The organism is Wolbachia endosymbiont (group A) of Ancistrocerus nigricornis (genome assembly GCF_947250785.1).
Classification (GTDB): domain Bacteria; phylum Pseudomonadota; class Alphaproteobacteria; order Rickettsiales; family Anaplasmataceae; genus Wolbachia; species Wolbachia pipientis.
Genome location: NZ_OX366348.1, coordinates 1069673 through 1088720, shown reverse-complemented (window position 1 = coordinate 1088720; position 19048 = coordinate 1069673). Strand labels below are relative to the sequence as shown.

General features: G+C 36.4%; 18 protein-coding genes, 2 tRNA genes and 1 rRNA gene. 6 read left to right on the top strand and 15 right to left on the bottom strand.

Features of this window, described 5'->3' with window-relative positions:
• Positions 1–483: 483 nt before the first annotated feature.
• From OOK90_RS05490 to OOK90_RS05470, 5 genes are all read right to left on the bottom strand, one after another.
• A complete protein-coding gene (locus tag OOK90_RS05490; RefSeq protein ID WP_010082043.1) occupies positions 484–1359 on the bottom strand; it encodes a tetratricopeptide repeat protein in 876 nt (291 codons plus the stop codon).
• A gap of 266 nt (positions 1360–1625) precedes the next feature.
• The gene (gene ltrA / locus OOK90_RS05485; protein WP_264705844.1) at positions 1626–2939 is read right to left on the bottom strand and encodes a group II intron reverse transcriptase/maturase; all 1314 of its coding nucleotides are present in this window, start codon (positions 2937–2939) and stop codon (positions 1626–1628) included.
• Positions 2902–3030: a hypothetical protein gene (locus OOK90_RS05480; protein WP_255324786.1), complete on the bottom strand. Its 129-nt coding sequence runs from the start codon at positions 3028–3030 to the stop codon at positions 2902–2904. The genes ltrA and OOK90_RS05480 overlap by 38 nt, the downstream gene beginning before the upstream one ends.
• A 414-nt stretch (positions 3031–3444) precedes the next feature.
• Positions 3445–3834, bottom strand: coding sequence for a DUF1284 domain-containing protein (locus tag OOK90_RS05475; protein WP_319803538.1), 390 nt, complete (start codon positions 3832–3834; stop codon positions 3445–3447).
• Positions 3831–4358: a biotin transporter BioY gene (locus tag OOK90_RS05470; protein ID WP_264705842.1), complete on the bottom strand. Its 528-nt coding sequence runs from the start codon at positions 4356–4358 to the stop codon at positions 3831–3833. The genes OOK90_RS05475 and OOK90_RS05470 overlap by 4 nt, the downstream gene beginning before the upstream one ends.
• A gap of 85 nt (positions 4359–4443) precedes the next feature.
• Here OOK90_RS05470 and OOK90_RS05465 point away from each other — a divergent pair, with 85 nt between their 5' ends.
• Positions 4444–5031 (top strand): nitroreductase family protein, encoded by a 588-nt coding sequence (locus OOK90_RS05465; RefSeq protein ID WP_095742826.1) that lies wholly within the window; start codon positions 4444–4446, stop codon positions 5029–5031.
• The gene (gene dapF / locus OOK90_RS05460; RefSeq protein WP_006279822.1) at positions 5012–5800 is read left to right on the top strand and encodes a diaminopimelate epimerase; all 789 of its coding nucleotides are present in this window, start codon (positions 5012–5014) and stop codon (positions 5798–5800) included. The genes OOK90_RS05465 and dapF overlap by 20 nt, the downstream gene beginning before the upstream one ends.
• Positions 5801–5808: 8 nt before the next feature.
• Here the strand turns inward: dapF and sucD are convergent, their stop codons facing one another.
• The 8 genes from sucD to hemF all read right to left on the bottom strand — a co-directional run bounded on the left by sucD (position 5809) and on the right by hemF (position 11538).
• Positions 5809–6684, bottom strand: a complete 876-nt coding sequence (gene sucD / locus OOK90_RS05455) for a succinate--CoA ligase subunit alpha (RefSeq protein WP_010963102.1) — start codon at positions 6682–6684, stop codon at positions 5809–5811.
• A gap of 3 nt (positions 6685–6687) precedes the next feature.
• Entirely contained in the window at positions 6688–7839 is a 1152-nt protein-coding gene (gene sucC, locus OOK90_RS05450) for an ADP-forming succinate--CoA ligase subunit beta (protein ID WP_006279820.1), read from the bottom strand.
• 37 nt (positions 7840–7876) lie between these two features.
• Positions 7877–8077 carry a 30S ribosomal protein S21 gene (gene rpsU, locus OOK90_RS05445; RefSeq protein WP_006279819.1) on the bottom strand — a complete coding sequence of 67 codons (201 nt, stop codon included), beginning with the start codon at positions 8075–8077 and terminating at the stop codon, positions 7877–7879.
• A gap of 199 nt (positions 8078–8276) precedes the next feature.
• Positions 8277–8350, bottom strand: a tRNA-Pro gene (locus OOK90_RS05440).
• A 218-nt stretch (positions 8351–8568) separates the two neighbouring features.
• Positions 8569–9255 carry a 16S rRNA (uracil(1498)-N(3))-methyltransferase gene (locus OOK90_RS05435; RefSeq protein WP_006279818.1) on the bottom strand — a complete coding sequence of 229 codons (687 nt, stop codon included), beginning with the start codon at positions 9253–9255 and terminating at the stop codon, positions 8569–8571.
• 28 nt (positions 9256–9283) lie between these two features.
• A tRNA-Glu gene (locus OOK90_RS05430) sits at positions 9284–9355 on the bottom strand.
• A 68-nt stretch (positions 9356–9423) separates the two neighbouring features.
• Positions 9424–10632, bottom strand: coding sequence for an ankyrin repeat domain-containing protein (locus OOK90_RS05425; RefSeq protein ID WP_264705841.1), 1209 nt, complete (start codon positions 10630–10632; stop codon positions 9424–9426).
• 81 nt (positions 10633–10713) lie between these two features.
• Entirely contained in the window at positions 10714–11538 is an 825-nt protein-coding gene (hemF, locus tag OOK90_RS05420) for an oxygen-dependent coproporphyrinogen oxidase (RefSeq protein WP_064124995.1), read from the bottom strand.
• Positions 11539–11698: 160 nt separating this feature from the next.
• On the opposite strand from hemF, the gene OOK90_RS05415 reads away from it, so the two are divergent.
• From OOK90_RS05415 to OOK90_RS05405, 3 genes are all read left to right on the top strand, one after another.
• On the top strand, positions 11699–14179 hold the full coding sequence (locus OOK90_RS05415; RefSeq protein WP_264705840.1) for an ATP-binding protein: 2481 nt from the start codon (positions 11699–11701) through the stop codon (positions 14177–14179).
• A 90-nt stretch (positions 14180–14269) separates the two neighbouring features.
• Positions 14270–15112, top strand: a complete 843-nt coding sequence (locus OOK90_RS05410) for a ParA family protein (RefSeq protein WP_006280226.1) — start codon at positions 14270–14272, stop codon at positions 15110–15112.
• On the top strand, positions 15109–15960 hold the full coding sequence (locus OOK90_RS05405) for a ParB/RepB/Spo0J family partition protein (RefSeq protein ID WP_006279814.1): 852 nt from the start codon (positions 15109–15111) through the stop codon (positions 15958–15960). Before OOK90_RS05410 ends, OOK90_RS05405 begins: the two co-directional genes overlap by 4 nt.
• Before the next feature lie 112 nt (positions 15961–16072).
• On the opposite strand, the gene OOK90_RS05400 is transcribed toward OOK90_RS05405, so the two are convergent.
• Positions 16073–16249, bottom strand: coding sequence for a hypothetical protein (locus OOK90_RS05400; RefSeq protein WP_179943664.1), 177 nt, complete (start codon positions 16247–16249; stop codon positions 16073–16075).
• A 509-nt stretch (positions 16250–16758) separates the two neighbouring features.
• Entirely contained in the window at positions 16759–17373 is a 615-nt protein-coding gene (locus OOK90_RS05395; protein ID WP_264705839.1) for a hypothetical protein, read from the bottom strand.
• A 153-nt stretch (positions 17374–17526) separates the two neighbouring features.
• On the opposite strand from OOK90_RS05395, the gene OOK90_RS05390 reads away from it, so the two are divergent.
• Positions 17527–19031, top strand: a 16S ribosomal RNA gene (locus tag OOK90_RS05390).
• Positions 19032–19048: the final 17 nt, after the last annotated feature.

Genomic DNA, 19048 nt, shown 5'->3' with positions numbered 1-19048 from the left:
CAATATTATTATTGTAAACAAAAATAGCAATAAATTGTATCCGTTCAGCAGAGTGGCAAAATAGGTAGACAAGGTGATCTAAAAAGATAATCATAGAGTAAATGTGAGGTAAGTCCTTACAATAAATGGTGTCATCCAAGTAGCAGACACTGGGATCCAGAAAAAAGAATGGTGTCATTCCAGTGCTTGACACTGGAATCCAGCTTTTTCATAATCATTAAAACGTTGTATTTTTACATAAAACAGCTATTTTTATGCTCGCCAACTTAATAAAATTCCTGGATCCCAGTGTCAAGCACTGGGATGACACCCTCCTGATGGGCCAAAATCACAATGTTCGTACAGTTATGCATTTGTTGTGTAAATTACCTTTGCAAACAAATGTTCGTACATCTGTGTTTCACACACTTTGCTTCAATATTTGCACATTAGCCACTCCCTTGAACAGATACGATAAATTAGATTTAGGTGAGCTATAAGCTTTTATGAAATCTTTGAGTGCGTGCTGTGAAGTTTTATAAATTTTAGTCTTGCTGTCACTTTGTATAAAGGTATTTTTTCACTCACATCTTTCGAAGTTGTAGCCATGTTCAACAATTTTAAGTAGAATATTGTAGCATTTTGAAAATCTGAAAGTTTATCTAGAATAACAGCTAAATTATAAGTATAAAAAATATTGTTTTCATCGAGGGAAATAGCAGTTATCATATACTCTTTACCTTTTACATAATCCTCCTTTTTCATATAGATCATACCTAAATTTGCTAATAAAGGAGCATAATTTTTATGTATATCATACAATTTTAACATTTCACTCAACGCCAGATCAGGATTATATTGTGAGATTATCGTCAGAAAATTTTTTAATATGTAAGGGTTACTAGGGTGTTCTTTTAACAGTCTTGTGTAAATCTCTACAGCTTTTTTGTATTCTTTATTAGCGTAATAAATATTTCCCAATCCAATTAAAGCATTTTTATGATAAGGAAACTTTGCAATGATCTGATTAAGGAGAGAAATAGCTGTTTCATTATCTCCTGATTCAAAGGAATCTTTTGCTTTTTTTAAAGTAGAGTATATGTCAAAACTCTTGCCAGAATTCTGCGCAATTTTGATGTTAAATTTATCACTTTTTCTCTCAATAACATCAAGATCTTTATATTTTTTATCAGCTTTTATATGCTTGACAACACTATCAAAGGCCTTCTGTATCTCCAAATTTTCACTAGCATAGGTAACAGAAGACCTCCATAAAATCACAACGCAAATTAACATGCAGATAAACATAGGTCCTAGTGTTGTGGCATTGGCTGCAGCGTGTAACCAGTAAACCTTATTTCTTTGAGCTATATGCAACACATTACAAATTCATAAATGCTAAATTACCTATCTCATACAATAATAAAGATATTATTAATTAGCGGGACGAACATGCTGTGTAGCCTTTCAGAATGCATTTATCTTTTGTCTTCCATATTTCGCTTTATTTCCACAAAAATGCTTCAATTTATCTTAGTCTGGTAGAGACTCATGACCTTGAAACCAGCGATTTGGTCTCATAACCATAGTCTCCCCAAAAGAACCGTGCTTGCGGATTTCCCGCACACGGCTCCACAATACAGCGTTCACACTAGTGCTCCTGTGTATAAAGAAACATATACCTTTGGTTTTGGTAATGGATTTACTTTTAAATAGTGTATAAATTGTTCCCAATCCATACTTTTCTTTTGACTACGTCGGTTTATCCACTTAAATGCTAACTTTGTTACCGGTCGATAGAATTGAATCAAACACCGATAATTTCCGCTAACTCCGAAGTAGCTATAGTGTCCTGTTAGTTTGGCTTTAAGTTTCTGCCACCAATCTTTGAGACAGATACGACTTCGTACCATCTTCAACCATTCTTTGATTTCTTTAATCTTTCTGGCTAGGCTTATTTTTGAAGTTTTCTGCTTCATCATAAGTTTACCATTACGACTTTTTCCACAATAATGTGTAAATCCTAGAAAGTTGAAGCTAGCCGTCCTACGTTTCTCTCTTTCTGCTTGATACCATTCTTTCTTACCAAACTTTACTATTTTTGTTTTATTTTCAGCTATTTCCAACCCAAATTTACTTAGTCTTTGTTTCAGTAATTCTAGAAATTCTTTTGCGTCTTCTTCCCTCTCGCAGCCAACTACAAAATCGTCGCAAAACCTTATTAGCTGTAAATATCCTCTGGCTTTTGGCTTAAATTTCTTTTCAAACCATAAGTCCAGCACATAGTGTAAGTATATATTAGCTAATACAGGGCTTACTATACCACCTTGTGGTGTGCCTTGATCGGTTGCTTTATAACATCCAACTTCGACTATTCCTGCCTTTAGAAATCGTTTTATTAACCACAATAAATTTGGGTCAGCTATTCGTTCCCTTAGACAATTCATTAGCCATTTATGTTGAACATTATCAAAGAACTTCTTGATATCCACTTCTACAATATAGTTAATTGGTTTGTGCATAACTGCTTTATCTAGAGCGTTTATCGCCTGATGACAATTTCTTCCTGGTCGAAATCCATACGAGCTGTCCATAAAGTTTGCTTCATAAATATTTTCTAATATCTTCTTTAGCATTACCTGTACCAACTTATCTTCCGTTGATGGTATTCCGAGACCGCGCTTCTCTTTGCTCCCGGCTTTGGGTATGTATACCCTTTTCACTGGTAGCGGTTGATATTGTTTTCTCTTCATACTATCCACTAGTGTTTTAAGTTTCTCTTCTAGATTTTCTCCATAAGCTTCCACTTTCAAACGATCTATACCACAAGCCTTGTTGCGTTTTAGTTCCTTATAACACTCTGCAAGATTCTCTTCATTAATCAAATGAACTAATGATGTAAATTTTACTCGCTTATCTTGCTTAGCCCTTACTGCTATCTGGTTTAGTTTTCCTTGCATACTCCTCCAATCTCTGTTGTATTGGTATAGCAATCCCTATACCAGTCACTATATTGCTAACCGCTTCCCCTTGTATGTGGCTTTCCCACACTCCGAGTACTATCAGTTAGTCCGACTTCCTTTGCATCTTCCTCCAGTCCTCGCCTTTATTGACTTGTTCCAGAGTACCCTTACAGGAATACAAAGGATCTCCCAAGTTCACGTAAGGTCCATCTCAACACATGACGCGGCCTTCGATCCCGATGAGGTGAGTAATATCTTGCCTTAGCGTTATTACCCATGTTGCCTTCCACCAAATGTAAAGTGTCAGCCCCCATGACGCGTGAATTACGGGACTCAATACCTTCACTTTCGTTGCACCCTATGTTGTCCATTCCATTAGCTTTACTACGCTCGTTACCTTACGCAGCATAATGGTTTGTTCCAGGTTGCCGGCTAAGCTTTACCCGTGTTGGATTTTCACCAACTGTTCCTTACGCACTTCTTGGCGCACACATTTTGTCAACTACCTTTGTAGATTTAAAAGGGCATTTTTACATATTCCATATGGCTGCCATTTGCACCCCTCACATGCGTACTCGAATTTCTCTAAAGACATTTTCTCCCTAATCTTTTCTACCGCTTCACTCCAGGTCAAAGTCTCGCCAATTTTAATTCCTAAAATTTCCATATGCCTTCTATCTAGCTCTAAAACTTTAGCTTGTGTGGTGCATTTACCTTGTTTAGTCTGATTTGGACAAGCACTACAGATATTATCAAGGTTACCAACTACTTCGATTTGAGTACTAATTACTTTGCTTGCTATCCTTTTATAATTTTCTACAAAACCCTGAGAATACCCATATCCCCGAAACGCGAGGGTGCACATAAAATGATGAGGGCGAAATTTTATCATTTTTTCAAATATTGCAAAGCTGCTACAAGTAGAAAAATTTTTATCAAACCAGGAAGGATAAATGGTAAAACACCCACCATTATTGCTTGTTCCAGACCCAAGTAAACAGCAAGCCAACTAACACCACAAATAAAGATTACAACTGTACCAGCCAGACAACTTAAAGAATTACATACAAATGATTTATACTTAGAGTTCAGTAATTCATTTACTTTGCTCATTACCATAACAGCAGCTAAAAAGCCAATTAAATATCCACCTGTTGGTCCAAGGAGAGCGTGATAACCACCAGAAAAATTTGCAAGAACAGGCAATCCTGCTGCACCAAGTGATAGATATGTAAGCACAGAATAGAATGCTGTTCTGCGGTTAAATTTAAGCCCAATAAGCATTACTCCTAAAGTTTGCAATGTGATAGGCACAGGCTGCAATGGTATACTTATTTGAGCCATCAAGAATAAAAGTAAAACGCAAGACAATATTTCAGCCAGTGTTGATCTGCTGCTAGATTGTGTTATAAACATACCTTCCCAATAAAAATAACTTATTAAATGTAATATATGTGTATGAGAGGTTTTGCAATTTAAATTTTGCTTATATTGTGCTACAATGAATTATTTATGCACTATTAAATTAAAAATGATGAGTAAACAAGATCTATTATCGTTGATGAAAGCAAGACACAGCGGACGTTCATACGATCCTACAAGAGCAATATCTCAGGAAGACATGGATATTTTAATGGAAGCTGTAAGGCTGACTCCCTCATGTTTTGGTGATGAACCCTGGAGATACGTAATATGCAACAAACAGAACAATCAAAGCGCATGGGAAAAGCTGCTAAATTGCCTTGATGAATCTAATCAAAAATGGGCAAAAGATGCACAAGTGTTAATCATATCTTTAAGCGCTAAGAATTTCCGCAAATCTGATAAAGGTGAAAATTTTTGGGCTAATCACGATACTGGTGCAGCGAATTATGGACTTATGTTACAAGCTGCAGTTATGAACTTAATGGCCCATCAAATGGGTGGATTTGATAGAGATAAAATAGTGAAAGAGTTCAATATACCCAATGACTTTAACGTAATGTCAGTGATAGCGGTTGGTTACGAAGAAGAGGGTGCTGAAACAAGTAAGAAGAAAAGAAGACCAATAGAAGAAATATTTTTTTATGATGAGTGGCCAAAATTCTGAAAATTTTATCAAAATGCACGGCACTGGTAACAATTTCGTTATCATAGACTCACGTTCAACAAACAATTTAGACTGGAACCATAGACAAATTGCTGATCAAAGCAGTTGTGATCAAGTGATAATTATAACAATGTCTAATGCTGCAGACTGTTTTATGCATATCTATAATGCTGATGGCAGTCGAGCTGAAATGTGCGGAAACGCAGCACGCTGTGTTGGATATTTGATAATGTCAGAAAAAGGTGCTGAATACTCCATTATTGAGCTAACAAGCAAACGCATTTTAGAGTGTTTTAAAGTGGGTGATAAATCCATAAAGGTTAACATGGGTAAACCTTTGCTAAAATGGCATGAAATTCCCTTATCTACTGAGTGTGACACTCTTCACTTACCTATAGAGCTTGAAATGCTAAAAGATCCTGTTGCAGTAAATATTGGCAATCCTCACATAGTTTTTTTTGTTGATAACATAAGTGAAATACCATTGCGAAATTTAGGACCAAAGCTAGAAAATCACGCATTATTTCCTCGGAAAATTAATGTTAGTATTGCACAAGTTGAAAAGTCTGGAGAAATAGCTTTAAGAGTTTGGGAAAGAGGTACAGGCATTACTGCATCATGCGGTAGTGCAGCCTGTGCAGCACTTGTTGCATCCACACTACGTGGATATCTGGTTGCCCAACAGACTTCAGTAAATTTACCAGGAGGCAAGTTATTAATCGAATGGGCAAATAACGTATTCATGACCGGTGATATAGGGTTTTTGTGACCCTAATTCTAGTGATGCATTACTTCCAATACCTTCTTACCAATTACTGCAGGGGTTTCAGCAATTGCAATTCCAGCGCTCCGCATAACTTCTAGTTTTGCACCAGCACTTCCACCGCTGGAAGAGATGATTGCTCCAGCGTGTCCCATACGTCTTCCTGGAGGTGCCGTTTGGCCTGCTACAAAACCAACGATTGGCTTTTTAGTTTTTTCTGTTTTCACAAAATGTGATACATCTTCTTCTTCGTTTCCACCTATTTCACCAATAACTACAATACCATGAGTATCGTTATCTTTTAAAAAGAGCTCCATACAGTCGACAAATGTTATACCATGAACTGGATCCCCCCCAATTCCGATACACGTGGATTGACCAAGACCAACAGCGGTTGTTTGTGCTACTGCCTCGTAAGTTAAAGTTCCGGAGCGAGACATAATTCCTATGTGTCCACGCTTATGGATATGGCCAGGCATAATTCCTATTTTGCATTCTTCAGGGGTAATAATTCCCGGGCAGTTGGGACCAATCAATCGACTTTTTGAGCCGATAAGCGCACGCTTAACTTTCACCATATCAAGTATAGGAATGCCCTCTGTAATACAAATTATCAATTCTATTTTTGCATCTATTGCTTCAAGTATTGCAGCAGCAGCAAATTTAGCAGGTACATATATAACTGTAGCATTTGCACCGGTTTTTTCTTTGGCTTCTGCTACAGTATTAAAAACCGGTAAATTAAGGTGAGTGCTCCCACCCTTTCCAGGAGTTACACCTCCCACCATTTTCGTTCCGTAATCAATTGCTTGCTCTGAATGAAATGTGCCTTGTGCACCAGTAAAACCCTGGCATATTAATCTTGTATCTTTGTTTACTAAAACGGACATGCTTTATTTTACCTCTTTTACTATCTTTTGCGCAGCTTCATCTAGCTCATCTGCAGCAATAATATTTAATCCTGACTCTTCTAAAATTTTTTTTCCTTCTTCAAAATTAGTACCTGATAATCTAACCACTAGAGGAACTTTAATGCTCATTTCTTTTGCAGCCGCAACAATTCCACTTGCGATAATATCGCAACGCATTATACCACCAAATATGTTAACCAGAATTCCTTTTACGTTGCTATCAGACAATATGATTTTAAATGCTTCAGTTACAGTTTCTTTACTCGCTCCACCACCAACATCCAAAAAGTTAGCAGGCTCTGCTCCGTAGTATTTTATTATATCCATTGTTGCCATAGCAAGACCTGCACCATTTACCATGCAACCAATACTGCCATCCATTTTGATGTAACTGAGCCCATACTTTGAAGCCTCTATCTCTTCTTTCACTTCCTCATCATAATCACGAAGTTCCATAATTTCTGGGTGACGATATAAAGCATTATCATCGAAATTAATTTTTGCATCGAGCGCAATAAAATCTCCAGAATTTGTTTCAACCAGTGGATTAATTTCAATTTGGCTCGCATCAGTTGCAATAAACGCATCATATATTTTTTTTGCAATGTTCGATATCTTTTCTATTTGTTCTGGACTCAAATGAAAACTGCTGCTTAACTTGCTGCTATCAAAACTTGTAGCAGGATCAATATCAAATTTCACAATTTTTGCAGGAGAATTTTTTGCCACTTCTTCGATGTCCATTCCACCTTCTGAGGAAAATATGAATATTGGCCTACTGAGCTTCGGGTCGATTACCAGGCTTAAATAATACTCTTTCTTAATGCTTGAGCCTTCTTCAACGTACACTTTTCTTACTTGCTGCCCGCTTGGCCCTGTTTGATGAGTAACTAAAGTCATACCAATCATGTCCTTTACAAACTGTTGAGCTTCTTCAACTGACTTTGCTAGCTTTACGCCACCGGCTTTACCCCTACCACCTGCATGAATTTGAGCTTTAACTACAAACACGTCAGATTTTAATTGACTTACTTGAGTCTTTACTTCTTCTGCAGATGTAGCAACAAAACCTTTTGGCACTGGGACATTAAATTTATGCAAAACTTCTTTCGCTTGATATTCGTGAATATTCATAAAATAACCAATGATAAACTATTAACTTGAGTACAAACTACCAACCATAACGTTGCCTTCTGCACTCTTGTTGGTACCTCTTTTTTTTAGCTTCAGCTTTCTTTTTAGCTCTTTTTTCTGATTTTTTTTCATGATATTGTTTTTTCATTTTCAACCCTCTTCCTTCCTTTTGAATTGTTTTTTTCAATACTGGAAGAGCTCTGTCTACATCACCATAATGGACTGATACTTCTATCAAACTCTATACCTCCTTCGGTAATCATTTCAAAATCTATTTATAAATTAGAAAATTAACATTGTCAATTATTTTATAAACTTGAGCGTTAAAATGTAATATGCCATAATTTACATGGTAAATAATGTCATTCCAGTGTCAGCTACTTGCTTACTGATGGAGATTGCTCTTATGTTACAGCGTTCTTACAATTATACTAACATCGGGGCGGAGAGATTTGAACTCCCGACCCTTTGGTCCCAAACCAAATGCGCTACCAGGCTGCGCTACGCCCCGACTTCTTTACTCAGAGTATCAATAACTCAGGCAAAATGCAAGATTCATTTGTTTACTTTAGAAAAAATATAATATGAGATTTAATATTATCTTAGAATATGTTTTTTATTAGCTCCTCTTTAACAACAGACTGCTTCGTAGAAAGTCTACAGGGTTTTTGTGCGCGCAACACTGAACCAGATTTCTTTATGACCCAAACCTTAGTCATATTTAAAAATCTAGCTACACCAATTGGTGAAAGTGAGTGCAGCAACTACAGCAGTATCGACCCTTAAAATTCTTTTTCCTAGACTCAATTTTTGACAAAACTTATCGGCAAGATCAAGTTCATAAGATGAAAAACCACCTTCAGGGCCAACAATAATAGCAACATTTTTTTTGCCTTTCAGCACTTTGTCAGCTTTACCTGTTTCATCACACAAAACAAAATTTTTACTCTGGGAATCAGGTAACTCACAAAAGTTAATAGGAGGCAAAATCTCTGGTATACTTATCCTACCTGATTGTTCCGCTGCTTCGATTGCTTGTAATTTTGCTCTACTTAGGTTAATATTTTTTACCACTGTACGTTCCGTTGAAATAAATTGAATGCAGATTACTCCCATTTCAGTTGCCTGTCTTACTATGTTGTTCAAAGCAGCACTTTTTACCATGGCACAATACAGGTATAAATTTTCCTCATATTGCTGTTGTTTAGTGCATTCTTTGGGTGTAACTTCTGTCAATTTACGCGATATATTAACTACTTCTCCTAACCATTCTCCATCTTTTCCATTAAAAAGAGAGAGATTATCATACTTCTTAAGCCGCATTACATTGCAAATATAGTGACTTTGTTGTGGATTAAGTGCTAAACTCACGCCTTGTGATAAAGCTTCTTCAACATAGAGCCTAATTTTTCCCATTCAAAACTTTAATTATATTCTACTTGAGTGACTCTTACGGGATTTGAACCCGTGTTACCACCGTGAAAGGGTGGTGTCCTAACCACTAGACGAAAGAGTCAACTTGAATCTAACTAGGTTATATCGATTACATATATAAAGTCAATTCAATTATTTTGAATCACATAGTTAGAGGGATATATCAGTAATCTTATATCGACAGCCTCCTATTACTCCATGCTCAATACTCACTGAACCTATCTCAGATTTAGGAGCTAATTCTAATTGTTGTTCAACTTTTGTATCGGAATCATAGCCAGAATCGTAGCCAGAATCTCTACTCTCATATTTCTGCCTTATTTCTTCTACACTAAAGCCAGCCTTGGTCTTAATTTTTTGATCATTAGTCTGTTGCTGACTTATCGACTTATTAGCACTTAGCTCATTTAGCTTCACTTGCCAATCATTCACTTTATCTTGCACTAACCCATGGCAAGTTCCAGAATTAGCTTTTATGTCTTTTGCTTTTCTTTCTGCTCTTTTCTTGGACAAATCTACCCTAGCATAAATAGGTTCTGACGACTGTTCTGGCTCTTTCTGTTTTAGGCTAGTAGGCTTTTGTTCTGAAAGATCATCTATAGTGCAATAAATAGGTTCTTCTGATATACTCAAATAACCACTATCTTCCAATGATAAATTTTCAGTGGATTTTTTATGTGAATCATATATTTCAGCATAAATAGATTCTTCTGATACACTCAAATAACCATTCTCCCCTAATGAGTTACTAACCTTAGCATCATACACCTCAGCGTAAATTGGCTCTTTTGAAGGCAAAGCATCATAATTAGTGCTCTTTGGCTTATACTCAAAAGTTCTAGAAGGTTTTTGAGGTGGTATTACATTGTTGTTCACCTCAGCGTACATAGTTATTGGCTCATATTCAGAGGTTCTAGGAGGTTTTTGTTGTATAGCTTCAACATTCAAATCATCTGTAGAATAATACTCTGCGCCTTTTCCTAGTAAAAAGGAAACTGTGGGGTGAAGAATTATCTCTGCTGGTAAGTTTTTCTCACTATCCAATTTTAGATTTTTTGATTCTGCTAAACTCTCAATAACACGAATTATAACATTCTTTCCATTCTCATCTATTGAGTGGATATCAGCTCCACGATTAATCAGCAATTCCATTATTTTGTGATCTGTAGCATGTCCTAAAGCCTGATTTAAAGCTTGATTATTATTTATATCAAATGATCCTGTATTCTTGAGAGACATAGTCTTTGAAAAGAATTTTCTAAAACTATTTAATGCATCATAGAGAATTAGAGTCAGTTTAACACCTTTTATGTCATTGTTTTTGACAGATTTAATTAAAAAATTATCTATTATGCCCATGATTATACCCCCTATATAAAAGCTCACTACCATGGTACAATTTTAAACTATGATGATTTATTTTCTACTAATAGCAGCTCTCTATAACCACTTAACAAGTGGTGGCATTGACATCATAATTGCATCTGGATTGCCGTCAGTCATTAAACCAAACCTTGTGCCACGATCGTATAACAGATTGAATTCTACATATCTGCCACGTTTTATTAATTGATTTTCTCGTTGTTCTTTTGTCCAAGATTTTTGTATATGTTTACGTATGATGTGCAAATAAATTTCCAAAAAGGCTTCACCTACTGCTTTTGTGAACTCAAAATCGTTTTCCCAGTTGCCAGAACTCAGATTATCATAGAAAATGCCACCAATACCACGTGGCTCTTTTCTGTGTTGTAAGAAAAAATAATTGTCACATTGCTCTTTAAATTTTGGATAATATCCGGTGTCAAATCTATCACATGTCATTTTGATTGATTCATGGATATACTTGCAATCTTCTTCATTTTTATATATTGGCGTAAAATCCATTCCTCCACCAAACCATTGTTTTGAAGTATATATCAGCCTTGTGTTCATATGTGCTGCAGGGATAAGGGGCGATTGCATATGAGACACTAAAGATATACCGCTTGCCCAGAACTCTCCGTTACTTTCACTTGCACCAGGAATTTCATTAATGGCTGAATCTGCAAATTTTCCGTGTACTTTTGAAACGTTTACTCCAACTTTTTCAAAAACATTACCAAAAATAATTGTAGATTCACCACCTCCACCACCTGGGCGATCCCACTTTCTCTTTTCGATTTTTGGCTCTGCGGATGATTGTTTTTCAATTAATAAGAAAGATTCTATAATCTTATCTCTTAGTGCACAGAACCATTTAAATGCTTGTGTTTTTTGTTTTTCCATAATATCCTCTTGCTAGCTTATTAACATTGTTATATCTGATATTTAAGGAACTTAATTAGATTTGGATGATAATTATCTATCAAAGACGTTAATAAATCTATAATAATTAAATCAATATAATAGAACATTTTCGTATGTACAACAATGCCAAGTAACAATAATGAATAAAAGATACATAGATAACAAAAAAGAGAACAGGGTTGACTTCATACTAAGAAATTATGGAATGTCAATTGTTGTGATGGCAGTTATTATGCTCTTACCTCCAGTAGCAATATCGATACTCTACTTTTTTGATATATATAGTCAGCATATTAATATAGAGATTAATTTATTAGTTAGCATTCTAACAACTCTCTTTATGATGTATAATGTAAAACGCTACAGATACCTACTTAATACTATAGAATTTCAAAATGCAATATTTGCAAATGCACTAAATCATAATACAGAATTTTGCCTTATTTTACATAAAGATGAAGGTATTATTTATGCTGATGCAAGGTTCTACGAAAGGTTTAAAGATCATATAGATGATGACATTACGTTAGACAAGATTCTTGAAATAGGAGATGTTTCAGAAGCAGACAAAAAAGTACTCTATCATGCACTAAAAAATAACTCTTCTGTACAGGTATGCATTTCCTTAAACAAGAAGAATAGAGTATCTAACTTTCTTTTGCTCTTTGAGCCGATACCAGATAATCCCCAAATTGCTATAAATAGTAATAAGATTTTAAATTTATCATTAGTGCCAATAGCAAGGCCAGATGGGTATTTTGTATTAAAAGCAACACAGATAAACAAGGAGCAGATATATGAAGAGTTAATAGAAAAACACAGCATAGGAACTTACATTGCAAATGCCAAAGGGGTGATTTTATCTGTAAATAAAAGATTTTTAGACATATTTGAACTAAAAAAACTGGAAAAAGGTAGCTCAATCAGTGATTTTATATCTCAATCTAAATATAACAATACAACAACCGATAATGAAATTTTGTTTTTTACTATAAGTGGTATTCCATTCAAGGCTTATATGAGCACTGCTATATTTTGTGATAAATACAACCATAGCTATATATATGGCTTTATAACACCAACCGAATCAAATATTGTTGATTATCAATTACACCCTTGTTTTGCAAATTCATCAATTGCTATTGCACAATGTGACATAAACGGCAACTTTGTAAAGAAAAATACGGCACTAATAAAGCTTGCAGGGTCAGATAATAATTCAATCTTTACGTTGATATTGGATAGTTATCATGTGAAAATACGTGAATATTTTTCGAGTAATAGAATAAATAATGCGTCTTTTGATGTACAGCTCAACGGCGGTAATAACATAAAAATATATTTCAATAAGTTTCTTCATAATAAAATGATCTTCATACTTTGTTATTTTATTGACAATACTGAACACAAAAACCTAGAGATAAAGCTTGAGCATTATCAAAAGATGCAAGCTATAGGGCAGTTAGCAGGTGGTATTGCGCATGATTTCAACAATATATTGACTGGGATAATAGGATTTTGCGATTTGCTTTTACTCCAACACTCAGCTGGTGACCCATCTTTTGGAGATATAATACAGATACAGCAAAATGCAAAGCGTGGATCAAATTTAGTAAGACAATTGCTTGCTTTCTCAAGAAGACAGACCTTGCAGCCAAAAATTATTGATGTAAATAATACTATAGCTAATCTTTATGAAATGATAAAAAGATTAATAGGTGAAAATATAAAATTTAATATTTATTATGGTAGAGACTTGGGTGCTGTTAGGGCTGATCAAGGGCAATTAGAGCAAGTTATACTTAACTTAGCAGTCAATGCTAGTGCTGCTATGGAAAAGGGCGGAGAATTAACTATACGAACCTTTAATCAAAAGATTGACTCATTAAATTCTACACCTCAGGATATGTTTTCTCCAGACAAGGAAGCGATTGAACATGGAAATTATGTTGTGATTGAAGTAATTGATACTGGATGTGGAATGACGAGTGATACAACTGAAAAGATCTTTGATCCATTTTTTTCTACCAAAGATATTACCTCTGGTACAGGTCTTGGCCTCTCTACTGTATATGGCATTATTAAACAAACTGAAGGATACATCTATGTTGCTAGCAAAGTAAATCATGGAACTAAATTTAGCATATTTTTGCCCATGGTTTACATATCAGATGAAAATGATAGAGAGGAAGATAGTGAAGAAACAGAAAAACCGGTAGTAAGTGAAATTAAAGGTAATGGTATAATTTTATTAATCGAAGATGAAGATTCAGTAAGGGAATTCATCTCTAAAGCACTCAAAAGAAAAGGATTTGATGTAATAGAAGCAAGCATAGGCAGCGAGGTGCTAGAAATAATCAGTAAAAAAAGTCAACATATAGATCTTATAATCACTGATGTAATCATGCCAGAGGTGAGCGGCCCAGAAATAGTTAAAGAAGCATTGATCCATAGGCCAAATATCAACGTTATTTTTATTTCTGGGTATGCAGAAGATGCTTTTTTAAAGAGTGATGACATCAATATAGAAGATTTTCACTTTTTGCCAAAACCATTCACTCTGAATGAATTAGGAAACAAGGTTCAAAGTGTGTTACACAAAGCAAAAAAGACAGTCTAATTTTAGTGTGGTTAGCAACAAAAAAATTTTCTAATGCAAAAGTTTCTTGCATATATACAATAGAATTATTTTATACATAAGATAAAAGGCGTGAGCAAGATTATTGCAATAGTAAATCAAAAGGGTGGAGTTGGCAAAACCACAACTAGTATAAATTTGTCGACAGCCTTTGCTGCTGTGGGAAAAAGCACTTTATTGGTAGATCTTGATCCTCAAGGAAATGCTAGCACCGGACTCGGGATTTCTTATCGTAGTAGGGAAGAAAAAAACATATACAAAATACTACTAAGCAGCGAAAATAAATTGATAGAATCGGCAATTTTCAATATAAAGGAAATTCCGAATTTATCGCTAATTTCGTCAGTAGTTGATTTGTCAGCTGCAGAAATTGAATTATCGCAACTTGAGCGAGGAAAATTCGTACTAAAAAGCGCATTGGAGAAGATACGCGATAATTATGAGTATATAATCATCGATTGCCCTCCATCACTTGGGCTTCTGACCATAAATGCTTTGACTGCTGCTAATTCTATTATTGTTCCTCTTCAGTGTGAATTTTTTGCTCTGGAAGGATTAAGCCATTTAGTTAAAACTGTGGAGCTAATAAAAAGGAATAACCTAAACCCTTTTTTGGCAATAGAAGGGATAGTGTTAACAATGTATGACAGGCGCAACAAACTCAGTGAACAGATTAAAAACGATATTTGCCAGTATTTAAATGATAAAGTATACAAAACTATCATCCCATTGTATGAGACTGTTATTCCACGTAACGTACGGTTATCAGAAGCGCCTTCTCATGGAAAACCCGCTATTGTGTATGATCTTAAGTGTCCTGGTGCACAAGCATATATAAGTTTGGCAAGGGAAATTTTAAAAAAGCACGCGAGCAGTTGTAAGGAGAAGAAACTAGTAAGCGAGGGCGTAGTATGAAGGATGATAGACGCCTCGGCAGAGGTCTTGCCGGCCTCATAGGCGATAATTATGATAATAAAGAAGATCGACAAGAGCATTTGCCTATTTCATTACTGCACCCAAGCAAATTTCAACCGAGGAAACATTTTGACGAGGAGTCATTAAGAGAACTTGCAAATTCGATAAAGAAAAGTGGCATTATACAGCCTATCGTGGTACGCAAAGATTCAAATGATGATGGTTATGAAATAATAGCTGGAGAACGTCGTTGGCGAGCAAGCAAGATTGCAAATCTTGATAGTGCACCGGTTATCATAAAAGATCTGAGCGACAAGGAATGCTTGGAAGTATCCATTATTGAAAACATACAAAGGCAAGATATTAATCCAATAGAGGAAGGTGAAGCTTACAGAAAACTGATAGATGAGTTTTTCTATACACATGAGGAATTAGCTTCAGCTATAGGCAAAAGCCGCAGCCACATAACCAATATGATTCGGATGTTGTTGCTCCCTGATAGGGTGAAAACAATGATCAATGAGAAAAAATTGTCTATGGGTCATGCAAGAGCGTTGATTAATGTTGAAAATGCGGAAAGTATTGCAGAAAAAATAGTTTCTCAGGGCTTAAGCGTTAGACAAACTGAAAAACTGATAAAGGACCTACATCAAAACAACAATCAAAAAGAGCAGAGATATACTAGAAATCAAGATATGACAGTAATAGAAGGCGCTATATCTTCTCAACTTGGTTTAAAGATCAAAATTAATGACAACAATTCTAAGGGTAAAGTTATGATACGGTATGATAATCCAAATGAATTGGATTTGATATTGAAAATTTTGAATAGGAAACTTGAGGCATAGCTAGTAGTTGGCTAGCAAAGCAACAAACCAATATCAACTGTTGGTGTCATGAAAGTAGCTGACACTGGAATCCAGGAATTTTATTAAGTTGGTAAGCATAAAAGTATAACTTCTACGTCATACCGCCGCGGTATCCGCTAACAAGCAGCGGGGTGACGATTGTCAGGGTAGCTGTCATCCCAGTGCCCTGACTACTTGGATCCAGGAAAAAGAATGGTGTCATCCCAGTGCGTGATACCCTAGTAGAAATCGTTTTTGTAATTGCAACATTCGTGCAATCTTTAGCCATAAATATTTAAAAAATTTACCAAATGAAAAAAAAGGCAAAAGAAACCCCGTGGTGGTTGGCTATTTACCATGTACTAAAATATCGGCGTTTTTTTTATTCTAAAACGCTTGATTAAGAGCGATTTAGCTGCTTTTAACTTGCAACTAACCTACACCGCAAGTGTTTAAGAAATTTACTAAGCAGGAAAAAAGGCAAAGAAACCCCGTAGTAGCTAGCATTCAAATTCTCCCTTGTCAATTTGACGTTTTTTGCTGTCTTAAACGCTTTGTAAGCGCGTTTCGGCTTATATAGGTAAAAACCCAGAAATTTTTAAAGACATGCGATGCACGTAGTGCGAAAAATTAAACATGAGACGCCAAATACCCTAAGTTTTTTGTCATTAACCTGCACAGATTGCGAAGATAAATAAATAGCTTCAGTTTTATGATAAGGGAGCTGGCGAGGCTTGTCAAGGAAGTTTTTCGTTTCATCCAATGCGCTGCCAAAAGCTATGCAAAAAGTCCAATGAGTTAACTCCCATATATCCGGAGTAGTTCTTGTGCATTAGCCTTTATTAGAGTAGGGCATTTTCTGTCATTTAATAGGGAACGCAATACTTCAGTTGCACCTTTAATGTCGTTATTGTGTATCTTTACTACAGCGATAGCTTCTTGGCTTGAATAAGGATACACTGCACTTGATTCTAAATTATCAATTTTATCTTTATTTATTTTTTCACCGTTGGAGTGAAGTAAGCTCATTACTTCTAAATATTGTGCTAACTCACGCAAAACATTAGGAGCATCTTTATCATCTGCCAAATCATTATAAATAGATGCTGTGTCTGTTGGCATTGAATCTGAGATATGATTGAATGCGCGTTCAAAATTTGCTAAATACTCCCAATTTGAATCTATTTCTTCTAGCAGCGGCTTATTATCTTTTTTTAAGAATAATACTTCGTAAAACTTGTCACCTGCAGTTATAGATTGTTTTGTGTTATCAATGTTGCGCAATAAGTATAATGTGATGCCAACTAACATTGGCGCGAGTGCAAGCAGAAAGATGTATTTTTTCATGGTAATATTCCAAATAGTTATATATTTATACATTAATGCTTTTGATTTGCAAAAACATATTGACATAGTGATTATATCACATAATAATATTCTTAAAGTTGTTTGAATAGTTGGAGATTAAAATATTTCTAAAGTAGAAATAAAGACAGCAGTATTAAGCTAAATTATTTTTTGTCGGATTTATCCGATGTACCCTCAACCTTTTATAGGTTGAAGTCTAAATTTGAGAGTTTGATCCTGGCTCAGAATGAACGCTGGCGGCAGGCCTAACACATGCAAGTCGAACGGAGTTATATTGTAGCTTGCTATGGTATAACTTAGTGGCAGACGGGTGAGTAATGTATAGGAATCTACCTAGTAGTACGGAATAATTGTTGGAAACGGCAACTAATACCGTATACGCCCTACGGGGGAAAATTTTATTGCTATTAGATGAGCCTATATTAGATTAGCTAGTTGGTGGAGTAATAGCCTACCAAGGCAATGATCTATAGCTGATCTGAGAGGATGATCAGCCACACTGGAACTGAGATACGGTCCAGACTCCTACGGGAGGCAGCAGTGGGGAATATTGGACAATGGGCGAAAGCCTGATCCAGCCATGCCGCATGAGTGAAGAAGGCCTTTGGGTTGTAAAGCTCTTTTAGTGAGGAAGATAATGACGGTACTCACAGAAGAAGTCCTGGCTAACTCCGTGCCAGCAGCCGCGGTAATACGGAGAGGGCTAGCGTTATTCGGAATTATTGGGCGTAAAGGGCGCGTAGGCGGATTAGTAAGTTAAAAGTGAAATCCCAAGGCTCAACCTTGGAATTGCTTTTAAAACTGCTAATCTAGAGATTGAAAGAGGATAGAGGAATTCCTAGTGTAGAGGTGAAATTCGTAAATATTAGGAGGAACACCAGTGGCGAAGGCGTCTATCTGGTTCAAATCTGACGCTGAGGCGCGAAGGCGTGGGGAGCAAACAGGATTAGATACCCTGGTAGTCCACGCTGTAAACGATGAATGTTAAATATGGGAAGTTTTACTTTCTGTATTACAGCTAACGCGTTAAACATTCCGCCTGGGGACTACGGTCGCAAGATTAAAACTCAAAGGAATTGACGGGGACCCGCACAAGCGGTGGAGCATGTGGTTTAATTCGATGCAACGCGAAAAACCTTACCACTCCTTGACATGGAAATTATACCTATTCGAAGGGATAGGGTCGGTTCGGCCGGGTTTCACACAGGTGTTGCATGGCTGTCGTCAGCTCGTGTCGTGAGATGTTGGGTTAAGTCCCGCAACGAGCGCAACCCTCATCCTTAGTTACCATCAGGTAATGCTGGGGACTTTAAGGAAACTGCCAGTGATAAACTGGAGGAAGGTGGGGATGATGTCAAGTCATCATGGCCCTTATGGAGTGGGCTACACACGTGCTACAATGGTGGCTACAATGGGCTGCAAAGTCGCGAGGCTAAGCTAATCCCTTAAAAGCCATCTCAGTTCGGATTGTACTCTGCAACTCGAGTGCATGAAGTTGGAATCGCTAGTAATCGTGGATCAGCACGCCACGGTGAATACGTTCTCGGGTCTTGTACACACTGCCCGTCACGCCATGGGAATTGGTTTCACTCGAAGCTAACGACCTAACCGCAAGGAGGGAGTTATTTAAAGTGGGATCGGTGACTGGGGTGAAGTCGTAACAAGGTAGCAGTAGGGGAATCTGCAGCTGGATTACCTCCTTAGGCTTTGCACATAATTT